The sequence below is a fragment of the Enterobacter vonholyi genome (genome assembly GCF_040834095.1).
Taxonomy (GTDB): domain Bacteria; phylum Pseudomonadota; class Gammaproteobacteria; order Enterobacterales; family Enterobacteriaceae; genus Enterobacter; species Enterobacter vonholyi.
In genome coordinates this window covers 46,941-70,709 of record NZ_CP162152.1, presented here as the reverse complement: position 1 = coordinate 70,709, position 23,769 = coordinate 46,941, and the positions used below count along the sequence as shown (strand labels likewise).

The 23,769-nt window shown below is 59.6% G+C and carries 15 protein-coding genes; 6 read left to right on the top strand and 9 right to left on the bottom strand.

The window, feature by feature from the left end; all coding sequences use genetic code 11:
* Nucleotide 1: 1 nt before the first annotated feature.
* Complete coding sequence (locus AB3N39_RS00305) at nucleotides 2–526, bottom strand: lipocalin family protein (RefSeq protein WP_008500115.1); 525 nt, start codon at nucleotides 524–526, stop codon at nucleotides 2–4.
* A 117-nt stretch (nucleotides 527–643) separates the two neighbouring features.
* Here AB3N39_RS00305 and AB3N39_RS00300 point away from each other — a divergent pair, with 117 nt between their 5' ends.
* The 4 genes from AB3N39_RS00300 to AB3N39_RS00285 all read left to right on the top strand — a co-directional run bounded on the left by AB3N39_RS00300 (nucleotide 644) and on the right by AB3N39_RS00285 (nucleotide 4,178).
* The gene (locus AB3N39_RS00300) at nucleotides 644–1,369 is read left to right on the top strand and encodes a MerR family transcriptional regulator (RefSeq protein WP_136195873.1); all 726 of its coding nucleotides are present in this window, start codon (nucleotides 644–646) and stop codon (nucleotides 1,367–1,369) included.
* A gap of 99 nt (nucleotides 1,370–1,468) precedes the next feature.
* Entirely contained in the window at nucleotides 1,469–1,882 is a 414-nt protein-coding gene (uraH, locus tag AB3N39_RS00295) for a hydroxyisourate hydrolase (protein ID WP_252093524.1), read from the top strand.
* Between the two features lie 102 nt (nucleotides 1,883–1,984).
* The gene (locus tag AB3N39_RS00290) at nucleotides 1,985–2,944 is read left to right on the top strand and encodes a DUF523 and DUF1722 domain-containing protein (protein ID WP_111964276.1); all 960 of its coding nucleotides are present in this window, start codon (nucleotides 1,985–1,987) and stop codon (nucleotides 2,942–2,944) included.
* Nucleotides 2,945–3,089: 145 nt separating this feature from the next.
* Entirely contained in the window at nucleotides 3,090–4,178 is a 1,089-nt protein-coding gene (locus tag AB3N39_RS00285; protein WP_367896991.1) for an AAA family ATPase, read from the top strand.
* Nucleotides 4,179–4,218: 40 nt separating this feature from the next.
* On the opposite strand, the gene AB3N39_RS00280 is transcribed toward AB3N39_RS00285, so the two are convergent.
* The 7 genes from AB3N39_RS00280 to AB3N39_RS00250 all read right to left on the bottom strand — a co-directional run bounded on the left by AB3N39_RS00280 (nucleotide 4,219) and on the right by AB3N39_RS00250 (nucleotide 21,724).
* Complete coding sequence (locus AB3N39_RS00280; protein ID WP_047651828.1) at nucleotides 4,219–4,449, bottom strand: hypothetical protein; 231 nt, start codon at nucleotides 4,447–4,449, stop codon at nucleotides 4,219–4,221.
* Nucleotides 4,446–16,580: a hemagglutinin repeat-containing protein gene (locus tag AB3N39_RS00275; protein ID WP_367896990.1), complete on the bottom strand. Its 12,135-nt coding sequence runs from the start codon at nucleotides 16,578–16,580 to the stop codon at nucleotides 4,446–4,448. The genes AB3N39_RS00280 and AB3N39_RS00275 overlap by 4 nt, the downstream gene beginning before the upstream one ends.
* A gap of 14 nt (nucleotides 16,581–16,594) precedes the next feature.
* Nucleotides 16,595–18,292 (bottom strand): ShlB/FhaC/HecB family hemolysin secretion/activation protein, encoded by a 1,698-nt coding sequence (locus AB3N39_RS00270; protein WP_367897318.1) that lies wholly within the window; start codon nucleotides 18,290–18,292, stop codon nucleotides 16,595–16,597.
* Between the two features lie 182 nt (nucleotides 18,293–18,474).
* The gene (locus tag AB3N39_RS00265) at nucleotides 18,475–19,428 is read right to left on the bottom strand and encodes a GlxA family transcriptional regulator (RefSeq protein ID WP_367896989.1); all 954 of its coding nucleotides are present in this window, start codon (nucleotides 19,426–19,428) and stop codon (nucleotides 18,475–18,477) included.
* Between the two features lie 26 nt (nucleotides 19,429–19,454).
* Complete coding sequence (locus tag AB3N39_RS00260; RefSeq protein ID WP_367896988.1) at nucleotides 19,455–20,234, bottom strand: MBL fold metallo-hydrolase; 780 nt, start codon at nucleotides 20,232–20,234, stop codon at nucleotides 19,455–19,457.
* Between the two features lie 122 nt (nucleotides 20,235–20,356).
* On the bottom strand, nucleotides 20,357–21,157 hold the full coding sequence (nlpA, locus tag AB3N39_RS00255; RefSeq protein ID WP_367896987.1) for a lipoprotein NlpA: 801 nt from the start codon (nucleotides 21,155–21,157) through the stop codon (nucleotides 20,357–20,359).
* Nucleotides 21,158–21,304: 147 nt separating this feature from the next.
* Nucleotides 21,305–21,724: a GNAT family N-acetyltransferase gene (locus AB3N39_RS00250; protein ID WP_115876737.1), complete on the bottom strand. Its 420-nt coding sequence runs from the start codon at nucleotides 21,722–21,724 to the stop codon at nucleotides 21,305–21,307.
* A 141-nt stretch (nucleotides 21,725–21,865) separates the two neighbouring features.
* Here AB3N39_RS00250 and AB3N39_RS00245 point away from each other — a divergent pair, with 141 nt between their 5' ends.
* Nucleotides 21,866–22,162, top strand: a complete 297-nt coding sequence (locus tag AB3N39_RS00245) for a YicS family protein (protein WP_367896986.1) — start codon at nucleotides 21,866–21,868, stop codon at nucleotides 22,160–22,162.
* Nucleotides 22,163–22,210: 48 nt separating this feature from the next.
* Here AB3N39_RS00245 and AB3N39_RS00240 read toward each other — a convergent pair whose 3' ends face one another.
* On the bottom strand, nucleotides 22,211–23,161 hold the full coding sequence (locus tag AB3N39_RS00240) for a LacI family DNA-binding transcriptional regulator (protein WP_133293477.1): 951 nt from the start codon (nucleotides 23,159–23,161) through the stop codon (nucleotides 22,211–22,213).
* A gap of 293 nt (nucleotides 23,162–23,454) precedes the next feature.
* Here AB3N39_RS00240 and AB3N39_RS00235 point away from each other — a divergent pair, with 293 nt between their 5' ends.
* Nucleotides 23,455–23,769 carry a PTS sugar transporter subunit IIB gene (locus tag AB3N39_RS00235; RefSeq protein WP_032644367.1) on the top strand — a complete coding sequence of 105 codons (315 nt, stop codon included), beginning with the start codon at nucleotides 23,455–23,457 and terminating at the stop codon, nucleotides 23,767–23,769.

The window sequence follows — 23,769 nt, the reverse complement described above, 5'->3', positions numbered from 1 at the left end:
GCTACTGCTTCACCCACACCAGCTGGTCAACCCGGAAGCCCAGACTGCGCGCAGTGTTCAGGTAATCCTGCTTCACCGCATCCGGGATGGTTGGCGTGCGCGACAGGATCCACAGGTAATCGCGGTTCGGGCCGCTCACCAGCGCGTACTGGTACTTATCGTCCAGCCTGATCACGTTATACCCGCCGTAGAACGGGCCGAAGAACGACACCTTCAGCGCGGCCGTGGTCGGCTCGCCGGTGAAGTACGCTTTGCCTTCGCTCTCATTCCACTTGTTCTTCACCGGATCGTACCCCCGGTTAAGCACGCTGATACCGCCGTCGCTGCGCTTGCCGTAGGTCGCCGTCACCTGCTCCAGCCCGCGTTCGAAGCGGTTTTCCAGACGGGCGACTTCGTACCATTTGCCGAGATAGCGGCTGGCTTCGAAGTTGGTAATAGGCTGCACGCCTTTCGGCGGCGTGGGGGATTTACAGGCGACCAGCGTCAAAGCAATCGCAACACCGGTCACAACGGGCCATAGCTTCATGAGAATTCCTTTCATTTGCACGGTTGGATGTTAAGTGTAGTGCACCGTTTCGGCGCTTCATCCCCTTCGGGAAAATTCGTAGTATATTGAGAGTATTCCTCCACTCTGGACACGGACATGGCTTACTCCATCGGCGAATTCGCCAGACTCAGCGGCATCACCGCCACCACCCTGCGGGCGTGGCAGCGTCGCTACGGTTTACTCAAGCCACAGCGCACGGAAGGCGGCCACCGCCAGTACAGCGATGAGGACGTCCAGCAGGCGCTCAAAATCCTCGACTGGGTAAAAAAAGGCGTCCCGATCGGCCAGGTCAAACCGCTGCTGGAACGCCCGACGCCCGGGCGGACCAACAACTGGCAAACCCTGCAGCAGAACATGCTGCAACGCCTGCAGGACGGCAAAGTTGAGTCTCTGCGCCAGATGATTTACGACGCCGGACGCGAGTACCCAAGGCCAGAGCTGGTCGCGAACGTGCTGCGCCCGCTGCGCAGCCAGGTCTCGGCCAACGTCGCCGCCGCCATGACCCTGCGCGCGATCCTCGACGGCATCATCATGGCCTACACCTCGTTTTGCCTCGAAGGCGATAAAAAAGCGCCGGGCGATAATATTCTGCTCAGCGGCTGGCACCTGAACGACCCGTGCGAGATCTGGCTCGAAGCCCTAACGCGCACCGGCCAGGGCCACCGCATCGACATCCTGCCGGTTCCGCCTGAAGCGCTGGCACCGGAAATTTTCCCGGAGCGGAAATGGCTGCTGGTCACCAGCGGCAAGCTCACCGCCGCGCGGAAAAAGCAGGTGGAGCAGTGGCAGCAGCAGGTATCGCTTGAAGTAATTATCCTCTGATAATTTTCTCCTGCGGGAATCTTCACGAAAAGTTGAATATTTTCCCGCGCCGCAGATGCTAACGTTTTCCTGTGACCTATAACTCCACAGGAAAACACCATGAAAAAAACTACCCCTCTGCTGATGCTGGCCGCGATGGCCTTTACCCCTGCCGCCTTTAGCGCCGCTCCTGCTGGCACCTTGAGCGTACACATCCTCGACCAGCAAACCGGCACGCCTCCACCGGGCGTCACCGTCACGCTGGAGAAGCAGCAGCAGGACAAATGGACCTCGATTGCCAGCGGTAAAACCGACCACGACGGACGCATCAAATCGCTCTATCCGCAGGACCAGGACATGCAGCCTGGCGTGTATAAAGTGACCTTCAAAACCGCAGAGTACTTCCACGGCAAAAAGCTGGACTCCTTCTTCCCGGAGATCCCGGTGCTGTTTACCGTGACCCGCACCAACGAGAAGCTGCACATCCCGCTTCTGCTGAGCCAGTACGGTTACTCGACCTATAAGGGCAGCTAAGACGCATTGATTCTAAAGGAATAAAAAAAATAGTTCCGCGAATATTTGGACAAATTAGTCATGTTGTGTAAGTTTTAATTATATGAACGGGAGGACTACACCATGACGACGAAACCAGTGCTGGGTATTAGCGGATGTTTGACCGGATCCGCCGTTCGCTTTGACGGCGGACACAAGCGTATGGGCTTCGTCATGGATGAGCTGGCCCAGTGGGTAAATTTCAGGCCCGTCTGCCCGGAGATGGCCATCGGCCTGCCGACGCCTCGCCCGGCCATACGCCTGACGCTGACGGAAAGCGGCGAAACGCAGCTCCGTTTTAGCAAGCCGCCTCATGATGACCTCACGCAGAAAATGGCCGACTTTACGGCGGACTATCTGCCAAAAATCGGCGATCTGTCCGGATTTATCGTCTGTGCAAAATCCCCAAGCTGCGGCCTGGAACGCGTGCGGCTGTACGATGAAAACGGCAACCGGGGCCGCAAGGAGGGGGTCGGGCTGTTCACCGCTGCCCTCCTTGAAACCTGGCCGTGGCTGCCCGTGGAAGAGGATGGACGCCTGCACGATCCGGTGCTGCGGGAAAATTTCGTCGAACGTGTTTTTGCCCTGCACGAACTGAACACGCTGCGTAAAAATGGCCTCACGCGCCGCGCGCTGCTGGACTTCCACAGCCGTTACAAACTCCAGCTGCTGGCGCACCATCAGGCGGGTTACCGTGAAATCGGCCCGTTCGTTGCCTCGCTGCACGAGTGGGAAGACCTGGACGCCTTCTTCGTGGCGTACCGGGAAAAGCTGATGACCATCCTGAAAAAACCCGCCTCGCGGAAGAATCACACCAACGTGCTGATGCATATTCAGGGGTATTTTCGTAACCAGCTTAACACCCGCCAGCGCGGCGAGCTGCGCGACGTGATCCTGCACTATCGCAACGGACAGTTGCCAATCCTCGCCCCGATCACGCTGCTGAAGCACTACCTGGCCGAATACCCCGACCGGTATCTGATGACGCAAAACTACTTTGATCCCTATCCTGATGATTTGGGTCTGCGTCTGGCAGTCAAGTGATCATAAAAATGCGAAGGCCCCATTGACCCGTAGAGGCCCAAAGCAGTACCCCGTTTAGACGACATCCTCACTGTCGTCTCTTTTTTGCATTTCATCTCAAAGGCTGTGATTATATACAGGCTTATTCTGCGAAAGGGGCCTGCCTGTGATCCACACCCTGCACATTCAAAACTACCGCTCCATCCGCGACATGTCGCTGGAGCTGGAGCAGCTCAATATCGTCTTCGGGCCGAACGGGACCGGAAAATCCAATATCTACAAGGCGATACACCTGATGCACAGCGCCGCCCAGGGGCAGTTTTCCCAGGCGCTGGCGAACGAGGGCGGCATTCTGAAGGTGTTCTGGGCAGGCAAAACCCGCAGCGACCAGCTGCGGCGGATGAACCTCGCGGTAGAAACAGAGACCTACGAATACGAGCTGCAGGTCGGGTTTGTGGAGAAGCTGCCCTATCCCTCGCAATTTCAGCTCGACCCGGTGATCAAGGAAGAATCTCTCTGGCTGAGCGGCCAGCACCGTCGTCCTTCGTCACAGCTGATGAAGCGTAAGAACCAGGCTGTGTTTCTGAACAACGTGCATCACGAGAAGGTGACCCACAGCGGCACGCTGTACGAGAACGAATCGGTATTCGGACAGCTCGGCGAACCGCACCTCTACCCGGAAGTGTCGCAGATGCGCGAGTCCCTGCGTAACTGGCGCTTTTATCATGAGTTTTCTGTATCAATCGGCTCGGCGATGCGGGCGCCGCAGGTCGGTTTCCGCTCCCCGGTGCTGGCCAGCGACGGCGCTAACCTGGCGGCGGCGTTTCAGACCATCGTCGAAATTGGCGACGAGCTGCTGCTGATGCGCATCCTTGACCAGGCCTTCCCCGGCTGCGTGTTTTACAGCGACAACGCCGGCGGACGTTTTCGCATGATGATGCAGCGCGAGGGATTGAGCAGGCCGCTGGAACCCGCGGAGTTCTCCGACGGCACCCTGCGCTTTCTGTGCCTGGCGGTAGCGCTGTTAAGCCCGCGCCCACCGGCGTTTATCGCGTTGAACGAACCGGAAAACAGCCTGCACCCGCAGATGCTGCCTGCCCTGGCGAGCTTAATCGCCGAGGCCAGCCGCTACTCGCAGATCTGGCTCACCAGCCACTCGCCGGAGCTGGCGCAGTTGATTGAGAAGCAGCGATCTTTCTCGCTGTATCAGCTGTCTATGGTGGAGGGGGAGACGAAGGTGGAGAGGCTGGGGTAGGCCGCATTCTCTTCTTTTAAAGCCCAGTAAAATGAAATTTTCATTTTTTCTCTTTCACCTGCAGGGACTGCCCCCCTCCAATGATGAACCCTGCGCCTACAGAGATTTTGAGCGCAGTAATCAAGTCGCTCCACTTGAAATCAAAATCATTAAGGAAGAGATACGAGGCCGCTGCAATTAGCAGACGGCCTGCAGCCATAGTGATAAAGAGACCTGACATCCAGAGTAATACCAGTAATAAGAAAAGTTTTAGTCGCGGATTAATCATCATTTATTGCTACTCTGGTTTTTTTGTAGTTTTTCAGTTAAAGCTTGGGCGTAGCTACCAATAAATTCGGAACCAACAGCTTCGGTAATAGTACTAGTATATTTTGGCAAAGAATATTGCGGGAAGTAATTTTGCAATTTCTCATATCCCTTACCTATTCCCGCCCCCGCTAAAGTTCCAAATCCTGCGCCAACAGTTGGAGCAAGCGGATCTTTCCCTTGCAACACAGCCCCCGCATAAGCACCAGCCATACTCGCACCTTCTGTAAACCAGAACCCACGACCTTGTGTTAATCCACTAACCCCTGTTGCTATAAGTGCGTCGGTTACGCTGAAGGGTTCATTAGTGTTTAATTGAGACCACACATTTGCTGTGCCACCAATCATTCCAGAAGCCACGACGGATCCTGCCGTTGCCGCTCCAGGTAATAGTGCTGGAGCAACTACACTTGACATACCCGCACCCCATGCTTTAACCAGCCCGGTAGCGGGTTGCTGATTTTCAGGCAAGTCTCCTTTTGCCAGCTTATTCATCATGGCCTGCTTTTCATCCGCAGATGCACCTTTGGCTTCCGCATAATTGTTCAATGAGCCTGCAGAAGTCATATATTTGGCCAGACCATCAGGTAGAGGGAAAGAATTGGCATTATTCTCAGCCGCATTCTTCCCGCTTTGTGCACCCGTTGCTGTCGAGACCGTCTTATTCCCCGCAATTCCTCCAGCCATCCCCGCCGATATTGATGCCAAAGTAATGACCGTCTGCTTTTGATCTTCGCTCAGTTTCGACAGGTCTTTAACATCCGGATAGAGCAGGCTGGCTATAGCATGCGCAGCTAGCTCGCCCGTTGCCGCCCCTGCAGCTCCCGCAGCGGCGCTGTTACCCTGAAGAGCCGCCACCGCGCCGCCCAGAATTGCGTGCGCAACGGTATTGACGGTTGGATCGCCTTCGGTTGCTTTAAGCAGATGCGCCAGCTCAGGCGCCGACGCGCCTGCCAAGGCACCCGCAATATTACCGCCCGCCAGGCCCTGAAGTGCCGCCGTTGCCGCCTGAATACCGCGCTGAATATCGCTGCCTGTACCGTACTTCTCCATTGCCGTCTGGCCAGCCTGATTCACGATTTGCTTATCACTTGGGTTAGCATTACCTTCCGATTTCAGCTTCTCTTTGGCCGCCTTCAGCGCCTCTGGATCGGTCATGGCATTCCGTGCCGCTATCGCTCCCTGTGTCCGCGCGATATCCGCCGCCTGGCTGCCGATATCACTGATAAGCCCGACCGCTTTCAGGCGATTTTGCTCTTTCTCCTTGTCGAAGATTGGGCTGATGTTGTCATTAGCATGTTCGGTATCGCGGCTCAGGTTTGCCACATCCTGCTTCTGATTATCCCGATCGCGAACGATAATGGTGCCGTCAGCCACCGCTGCCTGGGTGGTACCTTCCGCATGACCGCTGTGGCTTGCGCCTGAAATCATGCCGCCCGGCATTTTGCCTTTAAACGTATCGCCAAAACTACCGCTCCCACTGAGGCTCACACCCGTATGGCTGACCTTATAATCCGCCTCGTTGTGAAGGTCGCTAAAGCCCAGCGTTCCCGTGTCCAACGAATTTTTGTCAGCCGTCGCCGTGGAGGCAATAACCGCGCCATCCAGCTGCGTATGACGGCCAACCGTGACGTCAAATCCACCATTACCGGCAAACAACCCCGTCTGCTCTTGAACGGAGTCGTACGTGCTCTTCATCTTGTCCTGACTGGCACTGATGTAACCGGAGCCAGTCATACTGCCGAAGGTGAAGCTGCCGCCCGCCGCTGCGCTGGTCTGCTTAGATTTGTAATCATTATTGTCCTGCTGACTACTCACCAAAAGATCGCGGCCAATATCAGCGACAATCTTCTCACCGTTGACCTGCGCCCCGTTCAGAATGGCATCTCTACCGCTGGTCATGGAGACCGTGCCGCCGCTGTCCAGCGTGGTTTCGGTCCAGGCGGTGCCGTTACCTTTTTCATTACCTTTAGACGCATTCACATTGGCGAAGACACTGATCCCCATCCCGCCGCTGCCGCCCCCAATACTTACGCCCACACCACCACCACTGCTGCTGTTTTTGCCGGTGGTTTTCTGCGTGTTGGCCGCTCCCGTCAGCAGGATGTCGTTTTCAGCATTCAGCGCGGCGTCACCGCCCGCTTTCAGCTGACTACCGCTGATCAGGATATCGCCACTATTCGCACTCTTACCTTTGCCCGTGGCGGTAATGGAAAGATCGTTTCCGGCATTGATCGTGCTGCCCGCTACCGTGTCGCTCTCGGCATGCTGCTGAGATTTCGATTTCTGGCTAGTCAGAGAGAGGCTGACACCAAATCCGTTCGCCGGATCGCCAGTCTGCTGGGCAACAACCGCTCCCTGCGCTGCCTGTACGCCCGAAAGTGTCGCTTTCGTTGCCTGCAGGGCAGCCAGACGTCCATCACTTTCTTTAGACGCCTCCTGTGCAGTGGTAACAGCGCTGTTGATTGCGCTACCCACTACGCCAGACAGAGCCACCGTCAGGCCACTGGATTTTTGTTCAAACTTCTCATCGCGGGCGCGTTTGTCATGACCCGGCTCGATCACCACGCTGTCACCGGTGAGCGCCATATTTTTGCCAGCCACCAGATCCGCGCCGCCGACATGCAGCTGATTACCGGCGGCAATATCAACGCTCCCCCCCGTCGAACCCACCGTACTGAAGCTCTGACTCTGGGTGGTGCCCTTCTCACGGAGATCGTGCGTGCTTTTGCTGCTGCCGATGGTGAAACCAATCCCGCCCGAGCCCATCAGGCCGGATTTTTTCTCTTCCTTAAAGCGCCAGGAGGTATCGCTGTTCGTCGCTGCCACAATATCGACGTTGTTGCCTGCCTTGAGCTTCACGTCGCCATCGCCCGCGATGGCGGAGCCTGACACCAACAGGTTATTGCCCGCAACCACCTGCACGTTGTCGCCGCTCAGCAAAGAGCCGGATTCACGCGTCGCGCTGTTCTCCTCGATGGTGTGGGTGGTTTTCTTGCTCAGGAACCCTTTTTTGGTTTTGGTCTGCTCTTTGTAGTGATAGTCGCTTTCGGTTGCGGTATTGAGATTGACGTCTCGGCCTGCCGCCACGCCGATATCGCCCTTCGCCGTCACCTGCGCGGCTTCGGTGATGACATCGCGCCCGGCGAGGATTTGGGTATTCGCCCCGCTGGCGATCTCGGTTCCCTGCTGACGTACGGACTCGTTGATGACGGTTTTCTTGCCTGACCTATAGCTGTCGCCCTGCGTGGTCTCTTCCGCAGCCAGATTCACGTCGTGACCCGCCTGCAGCCCGACGCTTTTCTCCGCCGCCAGCGCGGCGGCCTGGGCGTTGATATCCTGTCCGGCCTTCAGAACCAGGTTATCGCCTGCGGAAATCGTGGTGCGGTCGAGCCCGGTGCTGTGGGACTCGCTTTTCCCTTTCCGGCTGCTTTCGCTGGTTTGCTCTGCGTTCAGGTTCAGGTCGTTGCCCGCGCTCAGCCCCGCGCTGCCGCCCGCCTTCAGGTCGCTGGCGGTCACGTCAAGGTTGTGCCCGGCATTCACCAGCAGGTTGCCGCCCGCGGTGACGTTACTGCCCTGATACGTGACGGACGAACGGCTGGTTTTCGCCCGGCTGGAGCTGAATGCGTCGTTGATCTGATTCGCGTTGACGGCAATATCGCCCCACGCGTTCAGCAGCATATCGCCGCCGGAGGCCAGGTTCGCCCCGGTAACGGTGATGTTTTTCCCCGCCTCAAGCGACAGGCCATCCTGTGCGGTAATAGACGCCGTGTTGCCCAGCAGGGTGTCCTTCAGGCCGATGTTGCCGTACTTCCCGCCGGCGTTGATATCAATCTGCTCAACCTGGGTCAGGTTGTTGATGCTGCCGTTCAGGCTCTCCAGCGCGACCGTTTTGCCGCTGATGGTGGAGCTGATGTTATTGATATCGCCGATGGCGCTCAGGTTCAGGTCGCCGCCCGCTTTCATCAGGCCGTTACTGAGGTTACTGATGCTGTTCTGGCTGTCGAGCGTCAGGCTGTTTTGCGCCAGCAGCGAGCTGCCGCCGTTGGTGATGCTGCCGCCCTTCAGGGTGACGTTGTTGCCCGCGATCACGCTGCCGTTGTTGACGGTGACGTCCTTCGGCGACAGGTAGAGTTTCGGCACCATCACCGTTTCGCCGTTGACGGTGGCTTTCTCCCACCACAGCAGGCTGTGGTCGAGCGCGGCAATCTGATCGGCGGTCAGCGAGACGCCAAACTGCAGGCCCAGCGACTGCTGCGCCGCCGCGGCGTTGTCCATCAGGTAGCGCATCTGATCCAGATCGGAGCCGATACCGTTCAGGTAACGGTTACCGGTCTGGTTGAGCACCACGTTGGAAACGTAGCGGGTATCGAACGCCGCATCACCGAGGAAGCGGTAATCGTAATCCGGGTTCAGGTTGAGACGGCCGAGCATGTAAGACGAGCCGAGGAACTGCTTCTCGTCGGTAAACGCCAGCCGCGTCTCCTGCGGCGCAGTGGACGACGGTTTGACCCCGAGCATTGCGTTCAGGTCGGCAAACAGGGCGGGATCAAGCTGTCCGAGACCGTTCAGTTTCGGGTTGATGCCGATCAGGTACGGGCTTTTCGGGTTGTCGGAGAAGACAAAATAGCCGTTGTTGCCCGACGGCAGCGGGTAAGCGCTGGTATCGACGCGCTGGCCCTGATAATGCCCGACGGCACCGCCCTGAGCGGTTCGGAGATCGGCGGTGGTGACCCCGGCGTTCGCCAGCGCGCCCAGCTGGCCGAGGTTCGCGTTGCCTTTCTGCCTGGTGCCAATGTTGCTGAGAGGCGTGCCGGACGCGCCGCCGTTTTCCAGCGCGCCGCCGCCGTTAAGCTGCTGCAGCGCACCCTGGAGCCGATCGTTCCACTGCGGCGAGTTCACCGCCACGGTGCCGGTCGTGTTCAGCCCCTGTTTTTGCACGCCGCTGCCGACGCTCTGGTTGCTGAGGGTGTTCAGCGACGGCGTGGAGATAACGTTACTAACGCCGCCCGCGTTCGCAGTGGTATTGGTGTTGCTGATGTTACTGGTAAAGTTTGCGGTGACGTTACCGCCTGCCTGGATGACGGCGCGAATAATAGCGCCTCCTTCATCCTGCACCCGCTCCTGACCAGTCAACGTGTAGAGTGCACCACCCGCGCCAACATAAGAGGATGAGTAAACCAGATAGTCTGTATAACCACCAGACTGATAGCTATTGTTATTAAGCACGTTTCCACTTAACGAGACATTACTATTTGCCAGAATGTTACTTGCATTGTTATCTAGCGTAGCGGCGTTTATGTTCAGGTTTTTACCTGAAGCAATACGACCTGCCGCACTATTCCCTGAAATGTCCATCGTTGTACGGGAGATAGCAAAACGCTGAGTTTTTCCTGTGTCGGTAAGTTTGTAGGATTTCCTGTAAAAAGGTTCATCCATAGTACATGCGCCCGTAGGCCCGCAACTGCCAACCCATACGTCAGTACGGGTATAAACTATGTCGTAATTGAGTTTTGGCATGTCATCCAGAGATATCTGATATGATGCCGTTCCGACGTAAACAGGATTGGTCAAAGTTTGCGTATTACCGCTCGACTCCATATCATCTCGTTCATTCAGCAAATGCCCCGTTCTGATCGCAATATCCCCACCCTGCGTCTCAATATTCCCCGACGTGTTCACCACCTGGCTGTTCGCATTCCCCGCCGCATCCCGCTGCATCCACAGGTTATTCCCCGCCATGATGTCGCCGCGCCGGTTGGTGATGCTGTCGGCAAACAGCGCCAGGTTATTCGCCGCGTACAGCAGCGCGGTGTTGACGATGGCGCCCGGCGCGCTGAGGGTCAGCGAGCCGCGCGTGCCGGTGAAGCCGTCGACGGTAATGTTGCTCCGGCTGGCCACGGTGATGTCACCTCCGCCCTGCACCGAGCCCGCGCCGTTCAGCGCCACGCTGCTGCCGGAGAGCGTGCTCGCGCCGCCGCCAGTGGTGATTTGTCCGTTGTTGCTGAGCTGCCCGCCCGCATTCAGGTTGACCGCCTGCCCCTGCAGCACGCTGCGGTTATCGATGTCGCCGCCGCTGCTGATGGTCAGGGTTCGGCCTGCCGCCACGGCGGTCCGGCTGGTAAACGCGTTCGTCAGCTGCAGCGTTAAGTCCCCCAGGGACACCAGCTGGCCGGTCAGGTCCAGCCCACGGCTCTGCAGCCACAGGTTGCCGCCGCTCAGCAGCCTGCCGCCCGCGCTCTGGGTCACCTGGTCGGCATTGATGTTCAGCTGCGCGTTGCCGAGCAGCGTGCCGCTGTTGTTCAGCTGGCCGTAGTTAACCGTCAGCTGCCCCGCCTGGGTGGTGCCCTGGCTGGCGAAACTGGTGCCGGTCAGCGTGGCCCGGTCGGCCACCCACGTACCGCCGTTGGTGGCGTTTGCCGCATTGAGTATCAGGTCGGTGGCCTGCAGCCAGCCAGTGCCCGTGAACTGCGGCGTGCCGAGCGTCAGGCGCGCGCCGGAGAGCAGCCTGCCGTCGTTACGCGCCTGCGAGGAGGCGGTCACCCGCGTCTCGCCGCCGCCCTGGATCAGGCCGTAGTTAAACAGCGCGGGCGTGGTCAGCGTCAGCGCATCGCGGCTGACGATTTCGCCTCCGCTGCTGTTGGTGAGCGTCCCGCTGAGGGCCAGCGTCGCGCCGTTATCGCCCTGCAGACGTCCGCCGTTGGTGAGCGCCCCGGTGGTGATGCCGAGCGTGCTCCCCTGCATTTTGCCGTCGCTGGTGACGGAGGCCGCCGTGACGTTCAGCGCCCCGCCGGACAGCAGGGTGCCGCCAGACTGCTGGCTGACCGCGCCGGTCTGGCTGAGGGTCAGGCCATTCACGCCGCTGATGGCGCCGCTGTTGCTGAGCGTACCGCCTGTCAGCGTCAGGTTTTTCGCCGCCCACTGGCCCTGGTTCGCCAGCGTCGCGGCCTGCAGCGTCGCCGCACCCAGCGCGGTGATCCTGCTGCCCGCGGTTCCGGTGAGCGTGTCGGCCAGCGTCATCTGCAGCCCGTCGGCGCTCTGCACCGTGCCGCTGTTGCTGAGCGACTGCGCGTTAAGCAGAATGTTCTGCGCCTGCCAGCTCCCGGCGTTGGTCACCGCGCCGGACGCAATCGTCAGCGCGCCCTGAGTGAGAAGCCTGCCGCCTGCGCCGTTGATCAGCGCCTGCTGCGGCGCGGCCATCGCCATGCGCGCCATCAGCCGCTGCTCCCCCTGAACGGTCAGGCTCTGCAGGCCGGTCAGCGTGCCCTGGTTGTTAATGCTGTTCTGATGCAGCGCGAGGGTGTTCCCCTGCACGGTGCCGCTGTTTTTAAGCGTGCTGCCGCCGAGCGTCACATCCCCCTCGCTGAGGAGCTGCCCGCGGTTGTCCAGCGTCTGCGCGGTGATATCCGCCCGCCCCTGGCTCATCAGCGAGCCGGCTGAGGTCAGCGTGCCGCCGGTCGTGGCCGTCAGCGCTCCCTGGCTGAGCAGGGACCCGCCGTGCGTCCAGTCGCTGGCGCGGATGTCCGCGCCGTTCCCCTGCAGCGTGCCCTGGGTGGTCAGCTGGCCTGCATCCAGCGTCAGCATGCCGCCGGAGAGGGTGCGCGAGGTCGCGCCCGTGGTCAGCGCGGTGCCGGTGAGCGCCAGGCCGTTCGTTCCCTGCATCAGCCCGCCGTTGTTCATCTCGCGGGCGGTGAGGGACAGCGTACCGCCCGTGATGCGCCCCGGGTTCGCCAGGGTATCCGCGGTGAAGGCGGTCGTGCCGCCGCTCTGCAGCAGCCCGGTATTGGTTAACGCCCCGCCGAGCGTGCCGCTGAGTCCCGTCTGCCCGTTCACCGTGCCGCTGTTGGTGAGGGTGGTGCCGGTCATGCCCAGCGTCGCGCCCTGCAGCGTACCGGCGTTCGTCAGCTCTCCGCCCGTCAGCGTGAAGCCGCCGCCGGAGAGCCATTTGCCGTTCTGCTCGTTGATAAAGCGGTCAGCGGCGGCGTTAACCGCGCTGCTGCCCTGCATCAGGCCGCTGTTGCGCAGCTCCGTCGCGCCAGCTGTCAGCGTTTTGCCCGCCACCGTGCCGCTGCTGGTCAGCGTCGTCGCGTGAAGCGCGGCATCTCCGGTGGCAACGATGTTCCCCGTGCTGGTCAGGGCACTGCTCAGGCCCAAATCCAGGTCCTGCGCCTGAATATCGCCCCGGTTGGTCAGGTCGCTGCCCCGCAGGGTAAACCCGCCCTTCACCAGCAGCAGGCCGGCGTTATCGAGCGTGTCGAGGGACAGGTCCAGCGAACTGCCGCTCACCAGCTGACCGGTGGCACCGTTGCTCAGCGCGCGGGTGGTCAGCGCCAGCGTGTCGTTGCCCTGCAGCATGCCGGTGTTGGTCAGCTGCGCGGCGTTCACCGTCAGCGCCTTCCCGGCCAGCTGGCCGTCGCTGAACAGCTGCGCCGCCGTCAGCGTGAACAGGTTCTGGCTGAGCAGGGCGCCGGTGTTATCCAGCCTGCCGGTCGCGGAAAGCGTCAGGGCGTCCAGCGCCTGAACGCTGCCCTGGTTATTCAGGCTCCCGGCGTCAAGCGTCGCGCGGCGCCCCTGCAGGCTGCCCGCGTTGCTCAGCGTTTGTCCGCTGAGCGTCAGGGTCTCGCCGCCCGTCACCTGGCCCTGAGGCTGGTTCGTGAAGGTGTTGCCGGACCAGGCCAGCGTGCTGCTGCCCTGAAGCAGGCCGCTGTTCTGCAGGTCGCCCCGCAGGGTCAGCACTTTCGCCAGCAGCTGGCCCCGGTTATCGGTCCTGCCGGCCTGGACGTCCAGCGCCTGCTGGCTGAGCACCTTGCCGCTGTTGGTCAGCGTGCCGGTCACCGCCGCCGTCACGCCCGCTTCCCCCAGCGCGTTGCCTGTATTCATCCACTCGCCGGTGGCCAGGTTCAGGGTGTTGCCCTGCAGCAGCCCGGCGTTGTTCAGGGTGGTGTGGTGCAGGTCGAGCGCGCCGCCGGAGAGCAGCATGCCCGCCTGCTGGTTGCTGAGCTGTGTCCCGGTCGCCGTGAGGGAGTGTGTCCCCTGCAGCGTGCCGCCGTTGGTCACCGACGCGCTGTTAAACTGCGCGTCGGTACCGGCCATCAGGCCGCCGTTCGTCAGGCTGGCGGCGGTCAGCGTCAGGCCGTTCCGGGCAATTACCCGCCCGTCGGCATCGTTGCTGGCCTGTCGGGTCAGGTTCAGCAGCAGCGCGGTGGCGCTGAGCTCGCCGCTGTTGGCCAGCGTTTCACCGTTAAGCGTCAGCGTTCCGCCGCTGCGCAGCGCGCCCCGGTTAGTAAGGTCTGCCACGCCGAGCGTCAGGGCCGCGTCCCCCCCGACGGTGCCCTGGTTCTGCAGGCTGTCCGCCGTGATGTGCAGGTCGCCGGCCGCAATATTGCCCGCGTTAGCAAACGCAGTGCCGTTCAGGGTGAGCCGGTCGTCCGCCAGCAGGCGTCCGCTGTTGGTCAGGCTGAGGTAGTCGCTGCTCAGGCTGACGCCGTTGATTTCACCCTGGTTTGTCAGCGTGTCGCCTTTAATGCGCAGCGTGCCGTCGGTGGTGATAAGCCCGCCGTTGGCCAGCACCGGAACGTTCAGCGTTAAATCCTGCGCGCTGTAGACCGACCCGCCGGCGAGGTTCGTGAGCGACCCGGTCTTCAGGTCGAGCTGGGTGGTCCCCTGCAGCAGCCCGCCGTTCTCCACCGAGGCACCGTCCAGCGCCAGCGTACCGGCAACCAGCGTACCGCTGCTGGTGATGCGCCCGGGGGCCGTCAGGGTCATGCGGTCCGCTTTTGCGACGCCGGACTGGAGGATGTTATTTCCGCTGAGGCTGAGGGTACCGGCGGTGAGCTCGCCGCCGCTGGTCAGGTCGCCGGTTGCGTTAAAACTCAGCGCGTTACCGGTGGATTTCCCGGCGTGCGCAAGGGTGCCCGCCGTCACCGACAGGGCTCCTTTCGCCGCCTGCGTGCCGTTCAGCGCGGCATTCTGCGCCTGCAGGGTAAGCCCCTGCCCGCTCTGCAGGTGCGCATCCTGGCCGGTGGTCAGGTCGCCGGTGCTGACGGTTAATGCCCCCGCCGCGTCCGTCTGCCCGTTCAGGCTGGCGCTGCGGGTCGCGGTAATCTGTACGTTACCCTGACTGGTGGTGCGGGACGCCTGACCGCTGGTCAGGGTGCCGGCCTGCGCCGTCAGCGCCGTCGCGCCGGACAGGGTGCCGTTCTGCTCAAGCGCGTCTGCCGTCACGCTCATCGCCCCGTCAGCCAGCAGGCTGCCGCTGTTACGCAGGGCCTGCTGCACCGTGACGTTCGCGTTGCCTTTCGCGCTGAGCGTGCCCCGCTGCTCCAGGGTACCGGCGCTCAGCGCCAGGTTGCCGGCGCTCTGCAGGGTACCGCTGTTAGTGACCGTCTGCCCCTTCAGGGTGACGTCGTTACCCTGCGCCGTGCCGCCGTTCGTCAGCTCTCCCGCGTTCACGTCCAGGCGGCCTTTCGCTGCCAGCTGGCCGCTGCTGGACACCCTGTCGCCGGAGAGGGCAATGTCGCGCCCCGCATTCACCTGCCCCTGGTTACTGACGGCGCTGCCCGTCAGGCGGACGTCGCCCGCGGCATCGGCCCGGCTCTGGCCGTCCATCATCAGCTGTCCGCCTCTCAGGGCCAGATTCTCTCCTGCCGAGACCGCGCTGGCCGTGGAGGACAGCGTGCCGCCGCTGCTGAGCGTCGCGCGGGTATTGCTTCCGCTGCGGGTATTCGTCAGCGTGATATCCTTCCCGGCCGCCACGCTGAGCGCGCCTTTGCTGGTGACGCTGCCGCCGCGCTGCGTCAGGCTGCCGCCGGTGGACAGCGTGGTGTCGGCCTTGCCCGTCAGCGTCGCATCCGCAAGCGCCACTCCCTGTTTGCTCGTGACGGTCAGCGCCCCGCCCTGTGCCGACACGCCGCCGCCGTTGACGGTCAGGGTGGCTTTACTGTCCAGCGTCGCCGCGCCGCGGGAGACCAGGGAGGTATTGCTGAGCGTCATCCCCTGCCCGCTGCTCACCGCAAGCGCGCCCGCGCTGTTTGTCCCGCCGCCTGTCATCTGCACTTTCCCCGCAGCGGAAAGGCGCATATCGCCCTGGCTGGCGAGCGTGCTGTTACTGAGCTCCACATCCCGCGAGCTGGCCACGCTCAGCGCCCCCCCGGCCTGATGGCTGCCGCTGAGGGCCACCCCCGCGCCGTTCGCGCTAATCGAGCCGCTGGCCAGGCTGTTCGTGACCGTCAGTTTCCCGCCCGCGTCCAGCTGAATGTCGCCCTGGCGCGCGGTGAGGTTGCCGAGGTTCACCCCCACGCCCGTCTCGCTGGAGACCAGGCGAATACGGTTGGCATACATCCCGCCGAGCGCGCCGGTATCCACGGCCACCACGGGCGCGGCGCCCTCACCGGCAATCGGCCTGACGCTGCCGTCTGCCCCCACGCGGTTCGCCCCTGCGGTCACCGTCAGGTCGTTCGCGTGGATCGCGGCGTTCACTTCCGTCGCGCGCGCAATAATCGACAGCGCGTCGCTCTTGCTGGCATCCAGCCCCTGGCCTTCAACCGTGATGGCCCCTTTCGTCACCTCCAGCGCCAGCAGGTTACCGCTGGCGTCAAACTGCGGCTTGCCGGTGGTCAGGGTGACGTTCGGGGTGTTGATAAATCCGCACCCGTTACAGGTAATGCCGTACGGGTTGGCCACCATAACGTTTGCTGCTTTACCGGCGACTTCCGTGTAGCCCTGCAGCTGCGAGCGGTTGGCGCCCGTGACTTCGTTGATAATGCCTTTCGCTTCCCGCCCGGCCTGCAGGTTGGGGTTGTTCTGGATAAGCCCGCCCAGCTGGGTCTGGGTTAAACGGTCCGTACCGTTATTGAGGATAAGCCCCTCTTTGCCGACGTTATACTCACCGAACTGGTTATGCGAGATACCCGCCCCGTTGGGCGTGGCGATGTTGACGACCGGCACCCCGTTCCCCGCCCGATCGACCGTGGTCTGCCCGGTCGGCGTCAGCGCCGCCGCGACGGCAGGTGCCATCGGCTGCCAGACCATTAAGCCGCAGACAATCCAGCTGATCAGACGCTGCGAGAAACGAACGGGTGGGTGACGGGTATCCATAGTCGTAGAGTCTCTTAAAGCATGAAGGCAATGCGCCAGTTAACGCTCACATGATCCGGGCCGAGCCAGTCGGGGTAGTGCAGGGGCGTGCCGACCGAAATCTGGCTGCTGTACCAGCGCCCTGCGCTGCTCAGCCCCACCGAGCCTCCCCATAACGTGCCGGAGGCAAAACGGTCCTGACGGTCTTTTTCCAGCCAGCCGCCGTCAACGGCGACCGTTGCGCTCACTGCGCCAATCACCGGAAGGGTGAAGAGGGAATACCCCAGCTCGTTACGCCAGTAGCCGCCGTTATCCCCGGACAGGTACTGCTCTTTAAAACCGCGCACGGAGCTTTCGCCGCCGAGCGTCAGGCGCTCAGAGCCGTACAGCCGGTCGGGCGACCACTGGCCATAGGCGCTGGTCAGCCACCAGGCATTACGGGTAATCGGCCGCTGGAAGCTGGCGTTCAGGCTCCATTTGCGGAATTCCGCACGCGGCACATCCCCGGACTTATCTTCGTCGGTTTCGGCACTGAACCACGGCATGCCGTGGCTCCAGGTCGGGTTGAAGGTCGCCACGCCGCCCAGCATTTTTTGCGTGTGCGTAATGCCCAGTACCAGGCTGGAGAGGTTGCGCGTGCTGCTCTGAAGCGGCGCGTCGTTGAGCCAGTTGCGGCTGGATCGCTGAACCACGCCAGCCGCAATGCCGGTTTTCACCTCCCCGTTGCGAAAGACCACCCAGGACGCGTTAACGCGGTGGGTTTTCGTATCGCCCGTGGAGAGCCAGTTAAACCCCTGGTTACTGATGGTGGTCCGGTAGTTACTCCAGACGTAGCTGTAGTCCAGCAGGCCGTAGCCAAACGGCACGCTGACGCCCGCCTGGAAGTTCTGCGCATCGTACGCGCTGGCAAAATCGCTGCTGCGCCCGCCGCTGACAAACCATTTATCCGCCAGCCCCAGCATATTATTCGCGGTGAGCACGCCATTCAGCTGGTTTTCACCGGTGCTCTTCTGCCCGCTATTATCCAGGCTTACGGATACACTTAAGGGAAATTCCGGTTTTGCCGTGAGGTTAACGATGGAATATCCGGCCTGCGTTCCCGGAAGAATTTCAATCTGAACCGGGTCGGTACGCAAACGGTTAATTTGCTCCATACCCTGTTCGATGTCGCGTAAATTAAGGATGCCGCCCACCCGTCCCGGAAACGCCATTTTCAGCATGTGCGGCGTTTCGCCTTCCAGGCGGATCGCTTCCAGCCGTCCTTCCAGCACCACAATATTCAGCTGACCGCCGGAGAGATCCTGCTCGGTAAGAAAAGCGCGGCTGGTGATATATCCCCGGCTGATATACCAGTCAGAAATATGGGCGAGAAGCGCCGTTATTTTCGCCATATCCAGACAGCGGCCCTGCCATGGCGCGACAAGGGTCTGCCGGGTTTTCGGGGAAATGAGGGTCGCACCGGAAAGGGTAATGGTATGAATGGTGAAACAGGGCCCGGCGCCGGTAACAGGCAGCGGTCTGGCGGGCGCGGGGCGAGGAATACTCCGCTCCAGCTCCTCACGCTGTTGCTGGTTCTGTAATAAAAGCTGCTGCTGTTGCTGTTGAATGGAATCGCGATCGGCTGGAGACAAGGGGGCAGCGTTAGCGCTCGCTGAAAAAAGCGCAACCGATAAGATAAAAATAATATAATTTGCTAATGAAATTATTCTCTTTTTTATTTTATTGCTATTCATCCATGCCACAAAATTATTCGCAATTAATATTTTCGAAATATAAGAGCATTCTTAATGCGAGTATATCTAATTTGCGTTAGGGCTCATCAAATAAAATATTTTTTTAGAAAAATGAGAGGTCGATTAAGAAAAAATAATAAATTATTTAACTAAGCCTTAAATCTTGAGTTAGCCAAAATAAACTAGCTGTGAAGACGAAAGGTTTTTCTCCATTCCGCAGGGCTCACCCCAAAACGAGCCTTAAACTGCTGTCGCCAGGTGACGGCGGAATTAAATCCCACCAGCTCAGCCATGCGCTCAATCGGCATATTTCCGGCTTCAAGCAGGACCTGGCTGCGCCGCAGGCGTTCGGCGGTCAGCCAGTCGGCGACGCTCATCCCCGTAGCGTTAACAAAATGACGGGTCAGGGTGCGGCGACTCATCGAGACGACCTCCGCCAGCGAGTCCAGACTATGCGGTTCGGTGATGTGCTGCTGAAGATAGTCGATCAGGCAGTTAATGCGTCCGTCGCGGGTATCTTTGGGTACCGGCTGGGCGATGAACTGCGCCTGACCGCCCTCGCGGTGGGGCGGTACAATCATCCGGCGGGCAATCTGGTTGGCAACCACGCTGCCAAAGCGCTGGCGAATGATATACAGGCAGCAGTCCAGCGCGGCGGCAGTCCCGGCAGAGGTAATGATATTGCCGTCATCCACGTAAAGGGCATTAATATCCAGCCGAACGTTCGGGAAGAGGGACTGAAACTGACGTTCGAACTCCCAGTGGGTGGCCGCACGCTTACCGTCGAGGATCCCCGCCCAGGCCAGCACAAACGACCCCAGACACAGCCCGACGATTTCTGCGCCGCGGTCTCTCGCCTGCACCAGGCTATCGAGCAGCGACTGCGGCGGGCGTTCAAGAACGTGCTGCCAGTAGGGAACGACAACAATATCGGCCTGCCCAATGGCGGTAAAATCCTGCGTGGCGTTGAGGGCAAATCCGTCTTTTGAGGTGAGGAATCCCGGCGTTTCGGCGCAGATCGTCACGTTAAAGCGCTTTTCTCCGGAGACCGAGTCGCCAAACAGAATGCAGGGAACGGAGTAGTGGAACGGGCTGAACCCGTCTACCGCGACAATCGCGACGTTGACTAGCGGCATTTGTCTCTCCTTTCCCTTTTAGATACTCAGAATATAACGGTTTCGCCATCCTGGGGAATGCTCACTGCGTCACTCACCTGGTTGGCTTCAACGTACTCACGCAGCGCGCTGCGGGTTAACAGGCAGTGGTTAATGGCTTCCATATGGCTCGCCACAATTTTGGCCTGCGGCAGCAGGAAATGGACGTTAAGCACGTCCTCCTGCCCCATAATAATGGGCCCAAAGCCAATGACGTGAGCATAGCCGGCGTTCAGCACCACCACGTCCGGCTGGTGCTTGTGCAGATCGGCCGCCACTTCGTCACGCCAGACGGTATCCCCGGCAATGTAGAGCGTCTTCTCATCAGGATGGCGGAGCACCACGCCACAGGCCTCGCCCAGCCGCTCCGCCAGTTCGGGCACCGCGTATGCGCGATCGGTACCGTGCTGGCCGCCGTGGGTCTTCGCAATTCGAATCTCGCCGAAAGTGGTCTCGTCGGTCATGACCGTCAGGTTGCTAAACCCCTGGCTGCGCAGCAGCGCGGCGTCACGCTCGTTTTGTACGTAAATGGGTTTGTCTTTGGCGATCAGTTCCGCCGCGGCGCGATCCCAGTGATCGTCATGAGTATGGGTGACGATCACCGCGTCGGCGTCCAGCAGCGTGTTGACGTCAACGGGGAGCTCGACAGTCGGATTACGACGTTCGGCATACGCCGTGCCGGGAAAGCCCGGATAAGCGCCCTTAGGGGCCAGCATCGGGTCGATTAAAAGACGTTTTCCGGCGTAGGTAATCAGCTGGGTGGCGTTGCGAATGTGGGTAATGTTCATGGGCTATCCTCCGGTTGGTGTGATAAGGAGGATAGCCAGCCGTCGCCGGTAACGCTGTGGGTTAAAGGGCGATTACCGATGGAATCGGGCCAATTTAATCACCGCGTTTTCTGCCGGTTCCTTTACCAGCCCGGCACCGCCCCGCCGTTAAAGATCGTCTCCGCCGCTTTCGCCACTTCAGGCGACTGATACGACTGGATAAATTCCTTCACGTTCTCCGCGTCTTTGTTCTCTTCGCGCGTCACAACGATGTTCACGTACGGCGAGTTTTTGTCTTCGATAAAGACGCTGTCATGCACCGGCGACAGCCCGGTTTGCTGGATATAGGTAGTGCTGATGATGGCGACATCGACTTTCGGGTCGTCCAGCACGCGCGGCAGCTGCGCCCCTTCGAGCTCCATGATTTTCAGCTGTTTAGGGTTGGCGGTAATATCCAGCGCCGTTGGCAGCAGCCCGGTATCCGGCTTCAGGGTGATGAGCTTCTCTTTTTGCAACAGCAGCAGCGCGCGGCCCAGGTTGGTCGGATCGTTTGGAATGGCAATGGTCGCGCCGTCCTTTAGGTCAGAGACGGATTTGATTTTGCGGGAATAGCCGGCCATCGGGAAAACAAAGGTGTTCGCCACGGCCACCAGCTTGTAGCCATGCGCCTTGTTATCCTCTGCAAGGAACGGGCGATGCTGGAAGACGTTGGCATCCAGTTCCCCTTGGTTGGTGGCATCGTTAGGCAACAGCGAGCCGCTGAAGCCTACCAGCTCCACGTCCAGGCCATATTTCTCTTTTGCCACCTTTTTGGCGACTTCCGCCACGTCCTGCTCGGCGCCGTTGATGACGCCGACTTTAATGTGTTTGGCATCGCTGCCACTTTGATCGCACCCTGCCAGCAGCAGGCCAGCCAGTACCAGAGCACCCAATCGACGTTTCACAAGACAGTTCCTTTTGCTGAATGTTGTAGTGACTATATCGACAACGAGGCGGTGAAATAAAAACCGAAAAAGAATCAATAAGAAGGATAAGTTATATGCGGCTATGGCCGGGTGGCGCTGCGCTTACCCAGCCTACGGATTCAAAGCTTAAAGGGCTTTCGCCAGGTAATGTCGCTGCATGCCCGGATAAGGATAATCCTGCAAAGACATTTGCAGCTGGTACCCCTGTTTTTCATAGAACGGCCGCGCCTGGAAGCTGGCGGTATCGACCAGCGCGTGCTTGCAGCCTTTGCGTCTGGCTTCCTCTTCGGCCGTTCTGATGAGCTGGCTGCCAACGCCGGATCCGCGCACGGTCTCGTTCACCCAGAGATAGTCGATATTCAGCCAGTCGCCTTTTCGCACACCGATTAACCCGCCCAGCATGGCGCCATTATCGTCACGCACGTAAACGCCAACGTCGCCGCTAAAGGTCGCCATATCCAAAAATTGCGCGTTGTAGGCACGCAGCCCCACGAATAACTCTTCTTTTTCCTGCTGCGTAACCGTATTGGTAATGCTCAGTTGCATGACGTTCTCCCTGTTTTTGTGTGCTGTTTGACTATCTCACAGATACTCTACGGAGAAAATTCATACTTTCGGCTGGCGTCGCTACACTGAATGTAACGATATATTTCATGGGAAGCCTGTGACGTCAAAAGGGGGTTGTTGATGAAAGCTGCGCACCTGGTCTGCCTGCTGGTTTGTCTGCTCTTCGCCGCATTTGTCCATGCTCAGGAAAAGGACGATCCCGTGAAAGAGGCGCAAATAAAGCAGCAGGTCCTTAAAGATATTAAGAAAACCTGTACGCCACAGAAAAAGCAGAGCGATAAAGCCTGGCAGGAGATGATTTTGTCCTCCGAGGCCAATCAGCTGCTGATCAAAAATGCTATTACCGCCGTGAAGCGCGACAACCTGGACGCCTACTGGGCGGCGGTTGGTCAGGTGGATTGTCTGGAAGATTATTGAATGCTGCTTGCCGGGTGGCGCTACGCTTACCCGGCCTGGAAAACATGTTTAACGCTTACGCACATCCGGAATAATTAAGTCTCCGCGCAGCACATACGAGCCCAGCATCTGCGTTTTCTCCGTCAGCCAGCTCACGATACGCGCCGCCATGGCATCCATTGAATATTCAATCGCCGGGATCACCGGAATACCCGGCAGGTGCAGCGATCCGGCAAGGCTAAAGACCATGATGTCATCCGGCACCGATTTATTAAACGCCTGCAGCTGCGGGATCACCCGCTGGGCTTCCTGCTCGTCCGCCACCAGCAGCGCGTTGAAGTTCAGCGTGCTGGCGTTATTAAGCAGCTCCTGCAGCGCAACGGACGAAGACGTCGCGTCCATAAAGACCAGGTTGCGATTAAAGGGCAGGAAATTTTTCTCCAGCGCGTGCTTGTAGCCGAGCAGCACCTGGTCGGCAAAACCGCTGCCGTGGGGGTGGATCAGCGCAATCTGGCGACGCCCCTGGCTGGTGAGATAGTTACAGGCAGTTTCTGCGGCAAAAGCGTGATCGAACTGGATGCTGTTGGAATTATCAGACTCCATGCAGTCCACCAGAATGACGTTGTCCATGTCGACGTCCAGCGGGAAACGGGCGCCGATCACCAGGATGTCATCACAAAGCCCGCAGGAAAGTTCTTCAAGGGCGTTCATCACTTCCGCTTTACCGTGCGCGAAACGCAGCAGCAGGTGTTTTTGATGCTGGCTGAGCTGTTTTTCCAGCGCGTACAGATAACCGGTGGTCTGGTTAATATTCTCCTGCGCGCAAATGACCCCAATGCAGCCCGTCGACTGGCTCAGCAGCGACTGGGCAATCACGTTGGGACGATAGTTCAGCTCATCCACAGCTTTCAGAACGGCCTGACGGCTGGCTTCCTTAACGCCACGCGACCCACTCAACACTCGCGAAACCGTGGCTTTAGACACCCCGGCAAGACGTGATACATCATTGATTGTCGACATCTCTTTCCCCTGGCAGGCTTACCTCGCGCCTGCAAATTCCATCACCGCTTCGGCTCACATTATAGCCAGAACGGAGTATATCCGTTTCCGTTTTTCATGGAAACCGATTTTCCGTTTCCACTCCAAATGATGTCAAAACAGCCAAATTATGTGACACACATCCGGTTAATTAGCCTCATAAGTATTGGATCTTGATGGCTATCACAGTTCTGCTTTTTAAAAATGGAAACCGGTTTCCGTATAATGTCCAATCATCCTCGCAATAACTTTTTACATTTAGAGGATGGTTGTCGATGTTCAAGATTATGCTGTGCTGCTCTGCCGGGATGTCCACCAGCCTGCTGGTCAGCAAAATGGTCGATGTCGCGAAAGAACGTGGTTTGCCGGTGAAGATTGATGCGTACGGTGTTTCCGAATTTGATACGCAGTTTCCGCAATACCAGGTTGTCCTTCTCGGACCGCAAGTGAAATACATGTTACAGACACTCTCAGACAAGGCGGCGACGCATGGCATTCCGGTGCAGCCCATCGATATGATGGACTACGGCATGCAGCGTGGCGATAAAGTACTGGACTATGCTCTGTCGCTCATCGAAGCGGCACACTAA